This window comes from Levilactobacillus yiduensis, assembly GCF_024718525.1.
Taxonomy (GTDB): Bacteria; Bacillota; Bacilli; order Lactobacillales; family Lactobacillaceae; genus Levilactobacillus; species Levilactobacillus yiduensis.
In genome coordinates this window covers 1-14,016 of record NZ_JAMXAZ010000038.1, presented here as the reverse complement: position 1 = coordinate 14,016, position 14,016 = coordinate 1, and the positions used below count along the sequence as shown (strand labels likewise).

14 protein-coding genes are annotated in these 14,016 nt (G+C 52.6%); 9 read left to right on the top strand and 5 right to left on the bottom strand.

Translation table 11 applies throughout. The features are described 5' to 3' along the window. Positions 1 to 263: 263 nt before the first annotated feature. Positions 264 to 1,583: a serine hydrolase domain-containing protein gene (locus NGM66_RS13590; RefSeq protein ID WP_258115811.1), complete on the bottom strand. Its 1,320-nt coding sequence runs from the start codon at positions 1,581 to 1,583 to the stop codon at positions 264 to 266. 230 nt (positions 1,584 to 1,813) lie between these two features. On the opposite strand from NGM66_RS13590, the gene NGM66_RS13585 reads away from it, so the two are divergent. The 4 genes from NGM66_RS13585 to NGM66_RS13570 all read left to right on the top strand — a co-directional run bounded on the left by NGM66_RS13585 (position 1,814) and on the right by NGM66_RS13570 (position 4,595). After that, positions 1,814 to 2,602 carry a TerC family protein gene (locus NGM66_RS13585; protein WP_208909074.1) on the top strand — a complete coding sequence of 263 codons (789 nt, stop codon included), beginning with the start codon at positions 1,814 to 1,816 and terminating at the stop codon, positions 2,600 to 2,602. A 165-nt stretch (positions 2,603 to 2,767) separates the two neighbouring features. Further along, the gene (locus tag NGM66_RS13580; protein WP_258115810.1) at positions 2,768 to 3,634 is read left to right on the top strand and encodes an NAD(P)-dependent oxidoreductase; all 867 of its coding nucleotides are present in this window, start codon (positions 2,768 to 2,770) and stop codon (positions 3,632 to 3,634) included. Between the two features lie 244 nt (positions 3,635 to 3,878). Next, positions 3,879 to 4,298, top strand: coding sequence for a hypothetical protein (locus tag NGM66_RS13575; RefSeq protein WP_208909076.1), 420 nt, complete (start codon positions 3,879 to 3,881; stop codon positions 4,296 to 4,298). A gap of 3 nt (positions 4,299 to 4,301) precedes the next feature. Next, positions 4,302 to 4,595 carry a hypothetical protein gene (locus NGM66_RS13570; protein ID WP_258115809.1) on the top strand — a complete coding sequence of 98 codons (294 nt, stop codon included), beginning with the start codon at positions 4,302 to 4,304 and terminating at the stop codon, positions 4,593 to 4,595. A 113-nt stretch (positions 4,596 to 4,708) separates the two neighbouring features. On the opposite strand, the gene NGM66_RS13565 is transcribed toward NGM66_RS13570, so the two are convergent. From NGM66_RS13565 to trpX, 4 genes are read right to left on the bottom strand one after another with little or no spacing between them, the layout of a single operon-like run. Next, positions 4,709 to 5,146, bottom strand: coding sequence for a GNAT family N-acetyltransferase (locus NGM66_RS13565; protein ID WP_245155318.1), 438 nt, complete (start codon positions 5,144 to 5,146; stop codon positions 4,709 to 4,711). Positions 5,147 to 5,149: 3 nt separating this feature from the next. Continuing rightward, positions 5,150 to 5,920 carry an ABC transporter ATP-binding protein gene (locus NGM66_RS13560; RefSeq protein WP_208909078.1) on the bottom strand — a complete coding sequence of 257 codons (771 nt, stop codon included), beginning with the start codon at positions 5,918 to 5,920 and terminating at the stop codon, positions 5,150 to 5,152. Next, positions 5,913 to 6,812 carry an ABC transporter permease gene (locus NGM66_RS13555; RefSeq protein ID WP_208909079.1) on the bottom strand — a complete coding sequence of 300 codons (900 nt, stop codon included), beginning with the start codon at positions 6,810 to 6,812 and terminating at the stop codon, positions 5,913 to 5,915. Before NGM66_RS13555 ends, NGM66_RS13560 begins: the two co-directional genes overlap by 8 nt. After that, complete coding sequence (gene trpX, locus NGM66_RS13550) at positions 6,809 to 7,804, bottom strand: tryptophan ABC transporter substrate-binding protein (protein ID WP_208909080.1); 996 nt, start codon at positions 7,802 to 7,804, stop codon at positions 6,809 to 6,811. The genes NGM66_RS13555 and trpX overlap by 4 nt, the downstream gene beginning before the upstream one ends. Before the next feature lie 703 nt (positions 7,805 to 8,507). On the opposite strand from trpX, the gene NGM66_RS13545 reads away from it, so the two are divergent. The 5 genes from NGM66_RS13545 to NGM66_RS13525 all read left to right on the top strand — a co-directional run bounded on the left by NGM66_RS13545 (position 8,508) and on the right by NGM66_RS13525 (position 13,801). Continuing rightward, positions 8,508 to 9,410 carry a DegV family protein gene (locus NGM66_RS13545; protein ID WP_208909081.1) on the top strand — a complete coding sequence of 301 codons (903 nt, stop codon included), beginning with the start codon at positions 8,508 to 8,510 and terminating at the stop codon, positions 9,408 to 9,410. Positions 9,411 to 10,536: 1,126 nt separating this feature from the next. After that, positions 10,537 to 11,505 carry an ABC transporter substrate-binding protein gene (locus tag NGM66_RS13540; protein ID WP_208909082.1) on the top strand — a complete coding sequence of 323 codons (969 nt, stop codon included), beginning with the start codon at positions 10,537 to 10,539 and terminating at the stop codon, positions 11,503 to 11,505. 17 nt (positions 11,506 to 11,522) lie between these two features. Next, a complete protein-coding gene (locus NGM66_RS13535; RefSeq protein ID WP_208909083.1) occupies positions 11,523 to 12,491 on the top strand; it encodes an ABC transporter permease in 969 nt (322 codons plus the stop codon). After that, the gene (locus NGM66_RS13530; RefSeq protein ID WP_245155319.1) at positions 12,421 to 13,191 is read left to right on the top strand and encodes an ABC transporter ATP-binding protein; all 771 of its coding nucleotides are present in this window, start codon (positions 12,421 to 12,423) and stop codon (positions 13,189 to 13,191) included. Before NGM66_RS13535 ends, NGM66_RS13530 begins: the two co-directional genes overlap by 71 nt. A 319-nt stretch (positions 13,192 to 13,510) precedes the next feature. Next, a complete protein-coding gene (locus NGM66_RS13525; protein WP_208909085.1) occupies positions 13,511 to 13,801 on the top strand; it encodes a helix-turn-helix transcriptional regulator in 291 nt (96 codons plus the stop codon). The last annotated feature ends 215 nt before the right edge of the window (positions 13,802 to 14,016 follow it).

The window sequence follows — 14,016 nt, the reverse complement described above, 5'->3', positions numbered from 1 at the left end:
CAGCCGTGGGAGTTCCCTTAGCGGTGGGCTTTACCGGTTAGGGAACTGGCGTCTTTGAGACGTGCATTTCGGCTCAAAGGCGAGGTGTCGAGACCGCACTTTGGCTCGACCCGTCCGCCCACAGCGTTCCGACGCATCTGACGCGCCGCGGGAGGCGGGTAAAGTCGCACTATGTTGCCAGACAAGCAAAATCAGAATAGAGAAAATCCCCGCCAACAACGTTCATGCACTGGATGCTGATAGCGGGGATTTTGCGTTAATGCTTAGTTTTCATTGTAGAACCGTGCCAGATCGTAGAGGGTCTTGCCCAATGAGTCAATCGACTTGGTTGGTTGCTGGTTGGCGAAGAGCACGACGCCCTTCTTGTTGCCTTCCGTGCCGTAGTACAGCGTTTCGTAGCCGGAGCCACTCAGCGCCCCACGGACCCGTTTGATACCGCCGCTGTAGTGATACAGACCACCGGCGTAACTCAGACTGTAGTTGTCGGCCAAGGCGTAGTATTGCTTCCTGGTCAAGATCTTCCCGTTACGCAGGCCTTTTTGAATCTTGTAGTAATCCTCAGGCGTGGAATAGTAGTTCCCGGCCCCCAGTAAGGACGACATCAGCTTTTGTGAAACGTTGTCGGTCACGCTGGTACCATTGCTGTAGCTGTACCCGTTGGCCACGACTCTGTCGCTAGGCAGGTTGTCCCAAGCGTAGGTGTTTTGCAGGTTCAGTGGTTGAATGATCCGGCTTTGAACCAAGGATTCATAGGATTGGCCAGCCACTTTAGACGCGATGGCAGCCAACAGGGTGTAGTTGGCGTTCGTGTAGTTAAAGGACGAGGAGCCAGTGCTCTTCAGCTGATTCAACGTGTAGTTCAACTCGGAATCTTGGCTGGTCAGCAGGGTGTCCGGCGTACTTTCACTCATGTTGATGCCGGAACGGTGATTCAGCATTTGCCGCAGCGTGATGTTGCCGCTACCGGCCACGCTCGGGTAATACTTACTTAGTTTGTCGGTCAGTGATAATTTGCCACTGGCGGCGAGTTGTTCAATGATGGCGCCAGTCATGACCTTTTGTAACGACGCGATTGGGAAGAGCGTGTTGGCATTGTTGGCCAACTGACTGGTCATGTCGGCATCCCCCACGCTGACGTGGCTAGCACCGGTCGCGTAGCTGTTGAACAGCATGGCGCGGCCTTGGAAATGCGCGTTCTTCAGTAAGGCTGCCGCATTTTGCGAGCGGCTATACTTTTGCAGGGCCTTTTGATTGACCCAGCCAATCGTTTTCCCATACCACGCAAACTTCACGTAGGTCGACCCGTTTGACAGCTTGGCGACCTTGGTGACCTTGACGAAACGGTGTTGCCAGTTTTTCCCGCTGGCATCGCGGGTCTTGGCCGACCGTTGCGTGTAGTAGGGCGCGTAGTAATAGATCCCATCATTACGGCTACTCTGGCTTACGAAACGGGCATTGTAGCTGGTGCTCTTCTGCGACGTGATGCGTAGATAGCTGCTGGCTTGTGCCAGAGTGGTTGGGGCCAGTGCTGCCAGTCCCAACGCGGTGCCGAAAATTAACAAAAATTTCTTCACAATCATCATCCATTTCCCCTTATAGTGTTATCCATACTACCGCGGTTTGGTTGCGAGCGGGTAACAGGACTGTCACTTTTCGGTAACAATTTCAATGATTTATTTTGTAACCGACTTCGGTGAACTAACTAAGACAATAAAAGATTTCGGTGGCACTTACTTAATGGGTCGCAAGTTTACAGGGAGTGTGGTAAACTTACCTCCAATATAAATTTAGTTATGAGGAGCTGAACCCAGCATTGTTACATTTTCTTGGCCAACTCTATGGGCCATTCTTTGATTTACACAATTGGGAAACGGTGATTTCATCCGGCAACGACTGGTTGATTATCTTTTCATTAGTTTTGATTGAGTGTTTACTTTCCGTGGATAACGCGGTCGTTTTGGCGGCACAGACCCAGTCACTGCCCACTCGTAAGGAACAAGAAAAGTCCTTGTTCTACGGAATCTGGGGCGCCTATTTGTTTCGGTTCATCATCATTGGGTTGGGGACTTACCTGATCAACTTCTGGGAAATCAAGGTCGTCGGTGCTTTGTATCTGGTCTTCTTGGTTTTCCAGTACTTCACGAAGACGCGGGTCAAGCACACGCGTAAGCTGGTCAAGGATAAGAAGAAACGCTGGCTGCCACTGTTCTGGTCGGTCGTGTTGCAGATTGAAATGATGGATATCATCTTCTCCGTGGACTCCGTGCTGGCATCGCTGGCCATTTCCAACAACCCGGTCATCGTCTTGATTGGGGGCTTGATTGGGATTCTAGCCATGCGGGGCGTCGCTGAGGTCATCATGAAGCTCATGCGGCGGATTCCGGAGCTGGAACCCATGGCCTACATTCTGATCGGCATCATTGCCATCAAGTTGTTCGTCTCGATTCCCGCCATTGATATTGAAATTCCGGCGACCTTGTTTGGGTTCGTGGTGCTGGGCGCCATCGTGGTGACCCTGATCATTCACGTGATTCGCAAGCGTCGGCGGGCACGGGCGACAGCTGAAAAGACCGTTAAGCACCCCACAAAATCTGAATCTTAAGTCTTAAAAAGGTGACCTGATGGGGTCATCTTTTTTGTTTAAGTCTGGCCCTCCGGCAGGGTAGGGATAGTCGTCAAACCTACCGGCTGGTAATGAGCATTCGCGTCTTTTCTGGCGGTGGTCCGTGGTATCATAAAACTAGTATTGAACTAGGAGGAATCGTTTATGCAAATTGGGTTTATCGGAACCGGCGTCATGGGAACCGGTATTGTCGTGAATCTGTTGAAGGCCGGGCATTCGGTCGTGGTTTATAACCGGACCAAGGCGCACGCTAAAACCGTTTTGGACGCCGGTGCCACTTGGGCAGACACCCCCGCTGATGTAGCCGCCCAGGCCAAGTTGGTGATGACCATGGTGGGTTACCCCAGCGATGTCGAAGACGTTTACACCGGCAAACACGGCATTTTCACGACAATTCAACCGGATAGCGTCGTGGTCGATATGACGACCAGTACGCCCGCGTTGGCCGTGAAATTAACCGGTGTGGCCCATGACCACCACGTGTTGGCCTTGGATGCCCCGGTTTCCGGCGGGGATGTCGGCGCTAAGAACGCAACGCTCACGGTGATGGTCGGCGGCGACAAGGCCGCTTACGACCGGGTCTTGCCGGTCTTTCAACAAATCGGCCAGCGAGTCAACTACTTTGGTAATGCTGGTAAGGGTCAGCACACCAAGATGGCCAATCAGATCATGATCGCCGGGACCATGACCGGATTGACGGAAATGTTGGTCTACGCCAAGGCAGCCGGTTTGGACCTGCCCCAAGTCTTGGCCACGTTAAGTAGTGGTGGCGCGGATAACTGGAGCATGGACAACTACGTGCCACGAATCTTGAAGGGGGATTACACCCCAGGCTTTTTCGCCAAGCATTTCTTAAAGGACTTACGCATCGCCTTGCAAGAGGCTGACCGCATGCAACTGGACTTGCCGGCAACCAAGCAGGCAAAGTTGTTGTACGAAGCCATGGTCGATGACTACGGCCTGGGTGACGACGGGACACAAGGGTTGATCAAGACTTACGAACAGAATTGATAATGTTAGTGAGGGCCAGGGACAAAAGTCTCAGGCCCTTTGTGTCTCCGGATATCTGGTGTTGAAACCTGGGCCAAAAGGCAGTTGGTTCCGCTTAAAACTGATAAGCAAACAATCCAAACCCGGGATTATTCGCTTATCAGCCTTAATGCTCGCTAGCTAACCGCCTTTTGACTCACTCTCCCTTGTTGTGCCCGGACTGGTACCATGGTATAGTTAACCCTGTAAAACGAGGAGAAAAATCATGGTAAAATCGTACGTGAAAGGGGTTATCCCCCTACTAATCTGGGTCGTCTTCGTGAGCTTTCCGGTCCGTCACGGGAATTTTCAGCTGACCTTTACTTGGTGGGCCGTCTATGCGGTGGTGAGTTATGCGTTCTGTTTTCCCCGGGCCTATCGCTGGTTGAAGCGGCGGATGCGGGTAGATAAGACGCAGCAGATTCAGCACCCGCGCAGTAACACGACGCAAGAAGCATTGCGGACCGGGAGTAAATTTTCTGACACGGGTAAAATGGGTGTCGTGCGAATCGGCGACGCGGACAACGGTTATGAGAGCTGGATTGTTCGCTGGGGAACCGATTTTGTGGCGCGGTTGTTTTTGATTTGGGCAGCACCAGTGATCGTGGGCTGGCAGCTTTGGCGGGAAAAAAGAAAGGGTGTCTAAATTATGTATAGACATGTAATCGCCTATTCAGTGTACCCGGGTGGGGCCTACGCCTACCATTTTGCGACAGCTGACCTAAAGGGGACTGCTACTAGTAAAGCCATTGCGCGGCTAGGTCAACACGAACGAGACGCCGACCATCACTATGGTCTTCACGTCTTTAATACTGAAGCGGCCAGCTTTGCCTCAGTTCAGGCCATGGACCCGTATTTTGAAGGGTGCCTAGAGATCACTGACTTGGACGAGTTCTTTGACTTTTACCGACGCGTTCATACGCCGCAATCGCAGCAGGGATAAGCTCGTACGCAAAGAAAGAACATCACAGATGTACACGCATTTAAGGCGATACGCCGTTTAGAACACAAAAACACGTCTCGGACCAACCATCGGTCTGAGGCGTGTTTGCGTTGTTAGAGAGTTTTCCGCAGCGTCACGACCGGCGCACCGTCCTCATCGAAGGGAGCGCCGGCCGCGTGATAGCCGCAGCGTTCGTAAAAAGTCTGAGCCGTGAGTTCGCCGTCGATCAGGCCGGTCGTAAAGCCGTGGGTGCGGGCCCACGCTTCGCCAGTGCGCAACACCTGGCGACCGATCCCTTGTCCACGAAGGGCTTGGCTGGTACAGACGCGGCCAAAGCGCATTTCCGTGGGTGATTGGGGTTCTAACCGCAGTGTTCCCACCGGCAGTTCTGGCCGTTGGTAGGCGACCACGTACAGCCGGTCCGGCGTATCGCGGTCATCGAATTCGACGTCGCGAGGAATCCTGCGTTCCGTGACAAAGGTGGCTTGGCGTAAGACTAGGGCCGCCGCGTGGTTGAAGGAGCGTTTGAAATCACAAATTCCATGGGGCACCGCCTATTCAATCTCGGCGAAGAAGCTGTAGAGCTGTTCGCTGGTCAGGGCTTGCTTGTCGGCACCGGCCACATCGTAGGTCACCTGACCGTGGTGTAGAACGATTAGCCGGTTGCCGTACGTCAGGGCATCTTCCATGTGGTGGGTGATCATTAAGCAGGTCAGCTTGTCCTGAGAGACGCGTTCATTGGTCAAATGCATCAGGTCCTGACCCGTCCGGGGATCGAGGGCCGCTGTATGTTCGTCCAGCAGTAAGATCTCGGGGCGTTTCAGCGTGGCCATCAAGAAACTCAAGGCCTGCCGTTGCCCACCGGAGAGGTTACCGGTCGCTGTGGTCAGCCGTTGGTCGAGGCCGTTGTGCATGGTGGCCGTCAATTCCTGGTAGTGGGCCAGGTGGTGTTTGAGTCCCCGTGGCATCAGTCCGCGGCGTTGGCCCCGCCGTTCAGCCAGCAATAGGTTCTCAGCGACCGTCATCCGTGGTGCCGTCCCCAATTTCGGGTCTTGGAAGACGCGGGCCAAGAAGCGCGTGCGTTTTTCCACCGATTCGTGGGCAATGTCGTGGCCATTTAACAGGATTTGGCCGCTATCAATGCTAAGGTCGCCGCCAATCGCGTTGAACAGCGTGGACTTGCCGGCCCCGTTGGAACCCAATACCGTGATGAAATCCCCGGCATTGATGGTTAAGTTAAGCTTATTTAAGATCGTAATTTCTTCGGTCGTGTTGCGGTTGACCTTCAACACGACGTTTTTTAATTCGAGTAGTGGTTTAGTCATTGGTATCCAACCCCCGTTTCAAAATGTGCTTGAAGTTCAGAACGCGCTTGAAGACCGGCAACATCATGCACAATGCCAAGATGATGGCGGAAATCAAGTTGAGGTCGTTGGCACTGAATCCTAGCTTGAGGACCAGCAGTAAGACGAAGCGGTACAGGATACTGCCCAGCGTGACGGCGACCAGTCGTTGGTTCAGGGTCAAATCGCCAAAGGCCACCTCGCCAATGATGATGGAGGCCAGGGCGATGACGATGATGCCGATCCCCATGTTGACGTCGGCATAGCCGTTGTTTTGCGCAACTAGGGCACCGCCAAAGGCAATCAGGCCGTTAGAGACCATCAGACCCATGATCTTCATGTTATCAGTGTTGATGCCCAGCGAGCGGGCCATCGTTTGGTTATCTCCGGTCGCGATGAAGCCTTGACCGAGTTCCGTTTGTAAGAAATAAATGACAATACTGGTGATGACGACCATGACCACGATCCCCAGCGCGACGCTGTCGAAGTATTGTGGCAGGCCAGCCAGAAAGTGGTTCTTGAATAGCGTTGACTTTCCCAGCAGTGAGACGTTGGCGCGACCCATGATCCGTAGGTTGACCGAGTAACAGGCCGTCATGACCAGGATACCGGCTAGCAGGATGGGGATGTGCCCCTTGGTGTAGAGCAGGCCGGTAATCAAACCGGCTAAGGCACCAACGACAAAGGCCAGTAGTGTGGCCAGTAGGGGATTCATCCCCTGGCTGATGGCGGCGACGGCGGTAGCGGCGCCGAGTGGGAACGTGCCTTCAACCGTCATGTCGGCGAAATCTAAGATTCTAAACGTCAGGAACAACCCAACGCCTAAGACGGCCCAGAGTAGGCCTTGCCCGATGGCAGATACTGCTAAACTCATTTGAAGACCTCCCCGTGTGTTTTGGCTTCCTTGATCACGTCGGCTGGCAACGTGATACCCAATTTCTTGGCTTGTGATAAGTTGACGGTCATTTCACCCTGTTTTTCAAAGTGAATGGGGGTGGTGGCAGGATTCTTGCCCTTTAAAATGGCGGCGGTCATCTTACCCGTTTCCACGCCCAACTTGTACTGGTTGATGCTCAGTGTGGCCAGGCCACCCGCCTTGACCATGGTGTCGACGGCTGGGAAGACGGGAATCTTCTTGGCATTGGCGGTCGAGACCAGCGTTTGCATCGCGCTGGCAACGGTATTGTCAGTTGGTACGTAGATGGCGTCGACCTGGCTGACCATTTGTTCCGCGACCTGGTTCAAGTCGTTGGTGCTGGCAATCGTGTAGGCCTTGAGCCGCACGTGTTCTTGCTTGCAGAGGGCGGCGAACTGGTGGTACTGCGCGGTGGCCGAGTCGTCAGAAGAGGTGTAAATGATTCCCAGCGTCTTCATGTTGGGCATGATCTTTTGGATCAATTTGAGCTGCGACTTCAACGGTGCCTGGTCGGACACCCCGGTCACGTTATTGCCGGGACGCGTGTTGCTCTTGACCAGGTCGGCGCCCTTCGGATCGGTGATAGCACCGAGCACCACGGGGATGTTTGAACTGGCATTGGCCAAGGCTTGGGCGGCCGGCGTGGCAATGCCGATCATCGCATTGGCCCGTTCGTTGACGAAGCGCGCGCTCATGGTCTTCAGATTACTCTGATCGTTTTGGGCGTTTTGAAAATCAATCTTCACGTTCTTGCCTACGTGATAGCCCTCTTCGGCCAGCCCGTGGATGATGCCCTTGTGGATGGCGTCGAGCGCGGGGTGGGAGAGTAATTGTAAAATGCCGACGGTCGGCACGGTCTTTTGTTGCGCGGATTCGGGTCGGCTCTCCTGGACGAAGGCGAACCCGAGGAATAAGAGCAGAATCGCAATGAGTCCGTACATGCGTTTCATGATAATAACCTCACTTTACTGGTTGGATTAGCGGTCAGTGATACAAAAAGGGCACCCAGACCGGCTGGGTGCCCAAATAAAAAGGGTCCGCAAAACCGGAATGATAACATCCGTGCGGGCCTTTTGCATCAGAAAAGTTAGCCGGCGCAGATGCGAGAATCGCTCTGGGAGCTCAAGTCGCATCAACACTGATGAGACTTGATTACCGGCTTTGCCAACGTCCATTAAGTTCAATGCTAGACAGTTGCATAACTTTTCCTTCTTTCCGTGATTGAATAAATTTAGTTTACGGCATCCTTTTCGGACCGTCAACCTTAATTTGGTGTTTCGGTCAAATTTGGTAGAATTGCCGGCGTGAGGACTGGCTAGTTGCTGGGTTGGCGCGGGGTAAGACTCATGGTGATTTGTAGGCCCCGTTCGTCAACACAACCCTTTGTTAGAATATTGTTTTGATTGACTAATTTTGTCCGGGATAAAACGCACTGTACATTAAGTAATTGGCAGTAGGGCCTGATTGTGACATTAAAAATGTCTAGCAGTTAATTGTCGCATGGTTTAGACACGATTTTTGCGTTAGTCGCCGTGGATTTTGGTATACTAGACGGTAACAAATTGCGCTTGGCCGTGATGCTGATGACTGGCATTAGCGGCGGTGCTCGAGGCTAACAGGCGCCTAGAAAATGAAAAAACAGGGGGCTACGCCATGAAAATTGCAGTTTTAACAGACACGTCCGCAGGTATCGACTTTGAGGAGGCTCAGCAGCGCCATATCACGTTGCTGGCGGCGCCCATCATGTTTGGTAACCGACAATATCACGAATACCAAGACCTGAGCACGGCCGATTATTACCGGTTGTTGCGGCTGTCAAAATCCAAGAAAATGGTGCCGACCGCACCGCAGATTTCTATGAAGACTGTGCAAGCGGCTTGTGACCGGCTGGCGCAGGATGGTGTGACTGACGTGATTGTCATCGGGCCGTCGCTGGGTATCTCTGGATTCGTCAACACGCTGGCGGCCTATGCGGCCAATATTACCAGCGTGCACGTGTGGCCGTGGGATTCACGCGGCATTTTAACGACGATGGGCGAACAGGTCCGGTTGGCCGCCGCCTTGGTCGAACGCGGCGCCACGGTGGACCAAATTTTTGAACGACTGACACAACTGCGGGCCACTGCGCACAGTGGCTTCGTGGTCGATTCCATCAAGCCGCTGTTGCGGACTGGCGAAGTCAATCCCAGCCACAGCCCCGGTAGTACGCCGCTGTTGGCGGGAAAACCCATGTTAATTTTTGACCCGTCAGGAAAGATGCGCGTTGCCGGCAGCGCCTTGCGGGTAAAGGGCGCTATGGCAGACTTTTCAGACGCCCTAGCAACGGACCTAGCGGGAGCGGCCCCGGTGAAGGCAACGATTCTAAACGCCGACCAACCGGAAGCCACGCAACGGTCGGTAGCCCGCGCTCAGAAGCGCTTTCCAACGGTCAAATTCGACGTGGCGCTAATTGGGCCAAGCTTCGGCGTTCACGTCGGGGATGGCGCAATGGGTCTGGCCTGGTGTCAGGACTACCGCAGCCTGTTAGAACCCGAAACTAACTTTAGTGACCAATAGCGGGTGACGGACCAGTTTTAGTGAACACTCGGTTAAGGAGAGGTCCACTGGCTGTCGCTAGATTTATGGTGGCGTCAGGGTTTACAGGGATAAATTAGTCTTTGAACGCCAAGTAGTCCGTGCTGACCGCCTGACCGTTCGCCAAATTTGGACCGTGACGCTGTGGGAAGGACCGGTCGAAGCCAAAGAGCGGTCTTCAACCTCGCTTCGAGCCAGAAACCGTGTCTCGAAGACGCCCGTTTCCAAGTAGGTCACTTGCAAACGCCCACGGCTGAGTCCAAATTTAGCTCACTCACGGCTACGTGACAGGTTGTTCACTAATGCGGATGAACCTTGCCTTTTCAGCGAGGTTCCTGCCAATTTTGTGGTTGATCTCTGACAGCCGCAGGTGGTGGCGTGAATTAGGTTAATGTTCACAATCTTTGTCAGCTGAGTATTACCAGGTGTTTTTGTACTTGCAACCTTTAGTGGAGAAACTAGTCGTAGCCGAGAGTGGAGCGAAACTAGGCTCAGCCGGGGAATTTACCAGCGGTTTTTGCTGATAAATTGGTGACTTTGAGACGTGTTCTTCGGCTCAAAGCAAGTCCTGAGACCGATCCTCAGGCTCAGGGCGTCCTCCCCCAGCGTTCCAGCCTAGCTTTCGCGCAACGGCAAGGCGAATGACCAAACACAATGTGACAAAATGAGAATTAAATTAAAATTCAGGGTTGACAGTCTTATTTTTTCATGGTTAACTGAAAGATGTAAATTGATAAATGAAAGGGAGATTGCCATTATGCAACTTCATAACCGAACTCATTTAAATAGCCAATTTGCCTTTAGCTTTTTCTTTAGATAGCGTTTGTATTCACCTCGTTGGATACGAACGCGCCGCACAACTGCGTTTGTATCTATCGAATAGCTAAAGTTTTTCAGCATGAACTTAGCGCCAGATAGATACGGGTAATCTATCTGGAAAAGTATATCGGGCCCGATAACACCAGGTAGATTCTACTCAGAATCTGTCTGGTGTTTTTTGTTTTCCTGGCATTGGCCGGGGCGGCTTGGACGCAAGCCACTTGCGAAAAATTTGGTGAGATTTACCTAATTTAAATTTAAGCAGCACCACTCACAGGAGGAAATCACAATGAAAAAATTATTAGCAAGTAGTCTCGCGTTACTCAGTCTCGGGTTGATTTTGGCCGGTTGTTCCAGCAAATCTAGCGCCAAATCGGGGAGCTTAAATGTCGGCATCCTACAGGTCGTGCAACACGGCTCGTTAGACGAGGCCCGGCAAGGCTTCAAGGCCGGCTTGAAGGCTGAACTCAGGGCCCATGGCAAGTCAACCAAGGTCACGTATCACTATTTAAATGCGCAAGGGGATCAGGCCAATTTGAACACTATGAGCCAGCAATTGGTTCAACAGAAGAATGATTTGTTGGTCGGCGTCGCTACGCCAGCCGCTCAGGCACTCGCCAAGAAGACGACCAGCACGCCAACGCTGGTCACGGCGGTCACGGATCTCAAGGCGGCCGGGTTGGTCAAAGCTAACGCCAAGCCACAGACCAACGTCAGTGGGACCAGTGATTTAACGCCGGTCGGTCTCCAATTGAAATTACTGAAGAGCCTGACCAAGGGCAACAAGCCACTGGGCATCATGTACAATTCATCCGAAGAGAATTCCGTGCTCCAAGTGAAATTGGCGAAAGCCTACGCTAAGAAGCACCACTTAAACTTAAAGATTGTCAGCGCTACTAGCACCAACGACGTGGCCAGTGTCCTTGCTGGGTTAACGGGCAAAGTTTCTGGCTTGTACTTGCCAACCGACAACCTGATGGCCAGCGCCATGAAGACCATCGGGGCCAAGGCCAAAGCAGCGAACCTGCCCGTCGTCACCGGGTCGATCGAAATGGCCGAAGACGGTGGGACCGCGACTTACGGCATCAACTACTACGACCTGGGCAAGCAGACCGGGAAGATGGCTTACAACGTCTTAGAGAAGCATCAAAAGCCACAAACCATGGCAGTTCAAACGTCCAAGAAGCTTCACCTGTACATCAACCAGGCCAACACCAAGGCCATCGGCTTGAAGCCTAGTCAAATCACGAAACCTTAAGAAAGGGGCCACCTGTTATGTTAATCACCAGTATCGGTCAAGGCTTACTGTGGGCACCGCTCGTTATCGGGGTGTTCCTGACATTTCGGATCTTAGACATTCCTGACCTGACCACCGAGGGCAGTTTCCCGCTGGGAGCCGCCGTGACCGTCAGTGCCATGTTAAGTGGCCAATCGGCCGTCGTTGCCAGTCTCCTGGGCTTTCTCGCCGGCTGTCTTGCTGGTTGGGTCACCGGGATGCTTGACACCAAGCTGCACATGCCTTCCTTGCTCGCCGGCATCTTGACTATGACCGGCCTGTACTCCATCAACATGCACGTGATGGGCAAATCCAACGTGCCCCTCCTGACACAAAAGGTGTTGACCAACTACCTGCCAGCCACCTGGTCCAGTGATCTGCAGACCATCGTGGTCGGGGGGGTCGTGACGGGCGTCGTGATGGCGTTGCTGATCTGGTTGTTCAAGACGCGGCTCGGGTTGTCGCTCATGGCGACCGGGGATAACCCGGCAATGAGCGCCGCTAACGGCATTTACACGGACCGGATGGTGATCCTGGGCTACATGGTCTCTAACGGCTGTATCGCCTTGTCTGGGGCCCTGATTGCCCAAAGCAATGGCTATGCCGATATTGGGATGGGCATTGGTACCATCGTGATTGGCCTGGCTTCCGTCCTGGTCGGGGAAATCTTCCTGCACGGTCGCCAAATGTGGGTCCGTCTCACGGGCATGGTCGTGGGGGCCATCATTTACCGCTTCCTACTGACCGTTGCCATGGGCCTGGGTTTCCCGGTCAACGACTTGAAGATCCTGTCCGCCATCATCTTGGTCGTGGTCATTTGCCTGCCAATTCTACGGACCAAGGTCAAGACCCGTCAACAGCTGAAACGTTACCTCAAACAGATTGGAGCCGATGAACATGAATCAACAACCAGCAGTCTTAAGCGTCAAGCATCTCCAGAAGGTCTTCTTTCCCGGGACAGTAAATGAGCGCCACGTCTTGAAGGACGTCAGCCTGACGATTGCGCCGGGGGACTTCGTGGCCGTCATCGGCAATAACGGGGCGGGTAAGTCGACGCTACTCAACACGATTGCGGGAACGTTGCCGGTCGATGCCGGGGAGCTGACGTTGGCCGGGCACAACGTCACCAAGAAATCGGTGGCTTACCGGGCCAAATGGCTGTCACGCGTCTTCCAGGACCCCAAGTTGGGCACGGCGGGGGAACTGAGCGTGGCCCAAAACCTCACGTTGGCCCAGCAGCACACCGGCAGCATGAGCCTGCACCGCTACCGGCGGGCCAGCCAGGACGATGCCTATCGGAAGTTGTTACAGCCCTTGAACATGGGCCTCGAAGACCGCCTGACGACGCAGGTCAAATACCTGTCGGGTGGGCAACGACAGGCGTTATCCTTGTTGATGGCAACGCTGAGTCAGCCGGACCTCCTGTTGCTGGACGAACACACGGCGGCACTAGATCCCCAGACCAGCCACAAGGTGATGGCCTTGACGCAAACCATTGTCGAAACCAACCAATTGACCACGATGATGATCACCCACAAAATGAGTGATGCACTGGCCTATGGCAATCGTCTGGTCATGGTCCAAGACGGCCAGATCAAGCTCGACGTCCGTGGGGCGGCTAAGGCCAATTTGAAACAAGCGGAGCTGATGGCGTTGTTTGCGGAATAGGGTATTCATAAACCAATAAAATTAAAGAAGACTATCGTAGTTTTTGCCATTAGGAGAGGTGGCAGAAAGCTACGATAGTCATTTTTAAATAAATCAATTTATAGAAATTGAACGTGTGTTGTCTTTAGCTGCGGCTACCTTTGGAATACTCTGGAAAGAGTCAAGTAAAAGATGCAAAGAGATGAATAATAATAGCATACATGCTATTATCCAATGGTGAGTAGAATTAATTTCCTTTTTTACGATAAGTCTGATTTTGAGGATTTTCTAAATACACTGCCAGTTAAAGACGCAAAAAATTAATGCAGAGGGATGAAAAATGAAATTAAAGTCAATTGATGATTATGCTGATAAACTACGTCAAAATGATCCAAACTTTGATAAGGAACTTGCTGAAGCGCGGATGAACTTTAAGATCGCCATAGCAGTTAAGGAGCTACGCCAAGAGATGGGATTGACGCAGCAGGAATTTGCACAAGTAGTGGGGAAATCAACTTCGACCATTGCGAGAATTGAGACCGGTTTTGTTAAAGCTAACACGAGAACGCTGATTGATATAGCAGTGAAAACGCATCGAGAGCTGTCGTTCGAATTTACCCCAGAGGCATAAGGATTGGATAGGCACGTTTGGTTTTGAGAAAGGTCAAACTAAAAGATTTTCAGTAAGAGGTAAAATCTGTTAATTGTTGTGACGCTATGTTGAGGAGAGTCTTTTGTTTCTTCAGGCGGGTAACGACTGATAGGTACCTAACGTGTTGTGCTAGCTTTGTAACTTTTCAATTAATCTTAAGCCCGCTTAACCCTTGTTCTAATTGATGATGAACT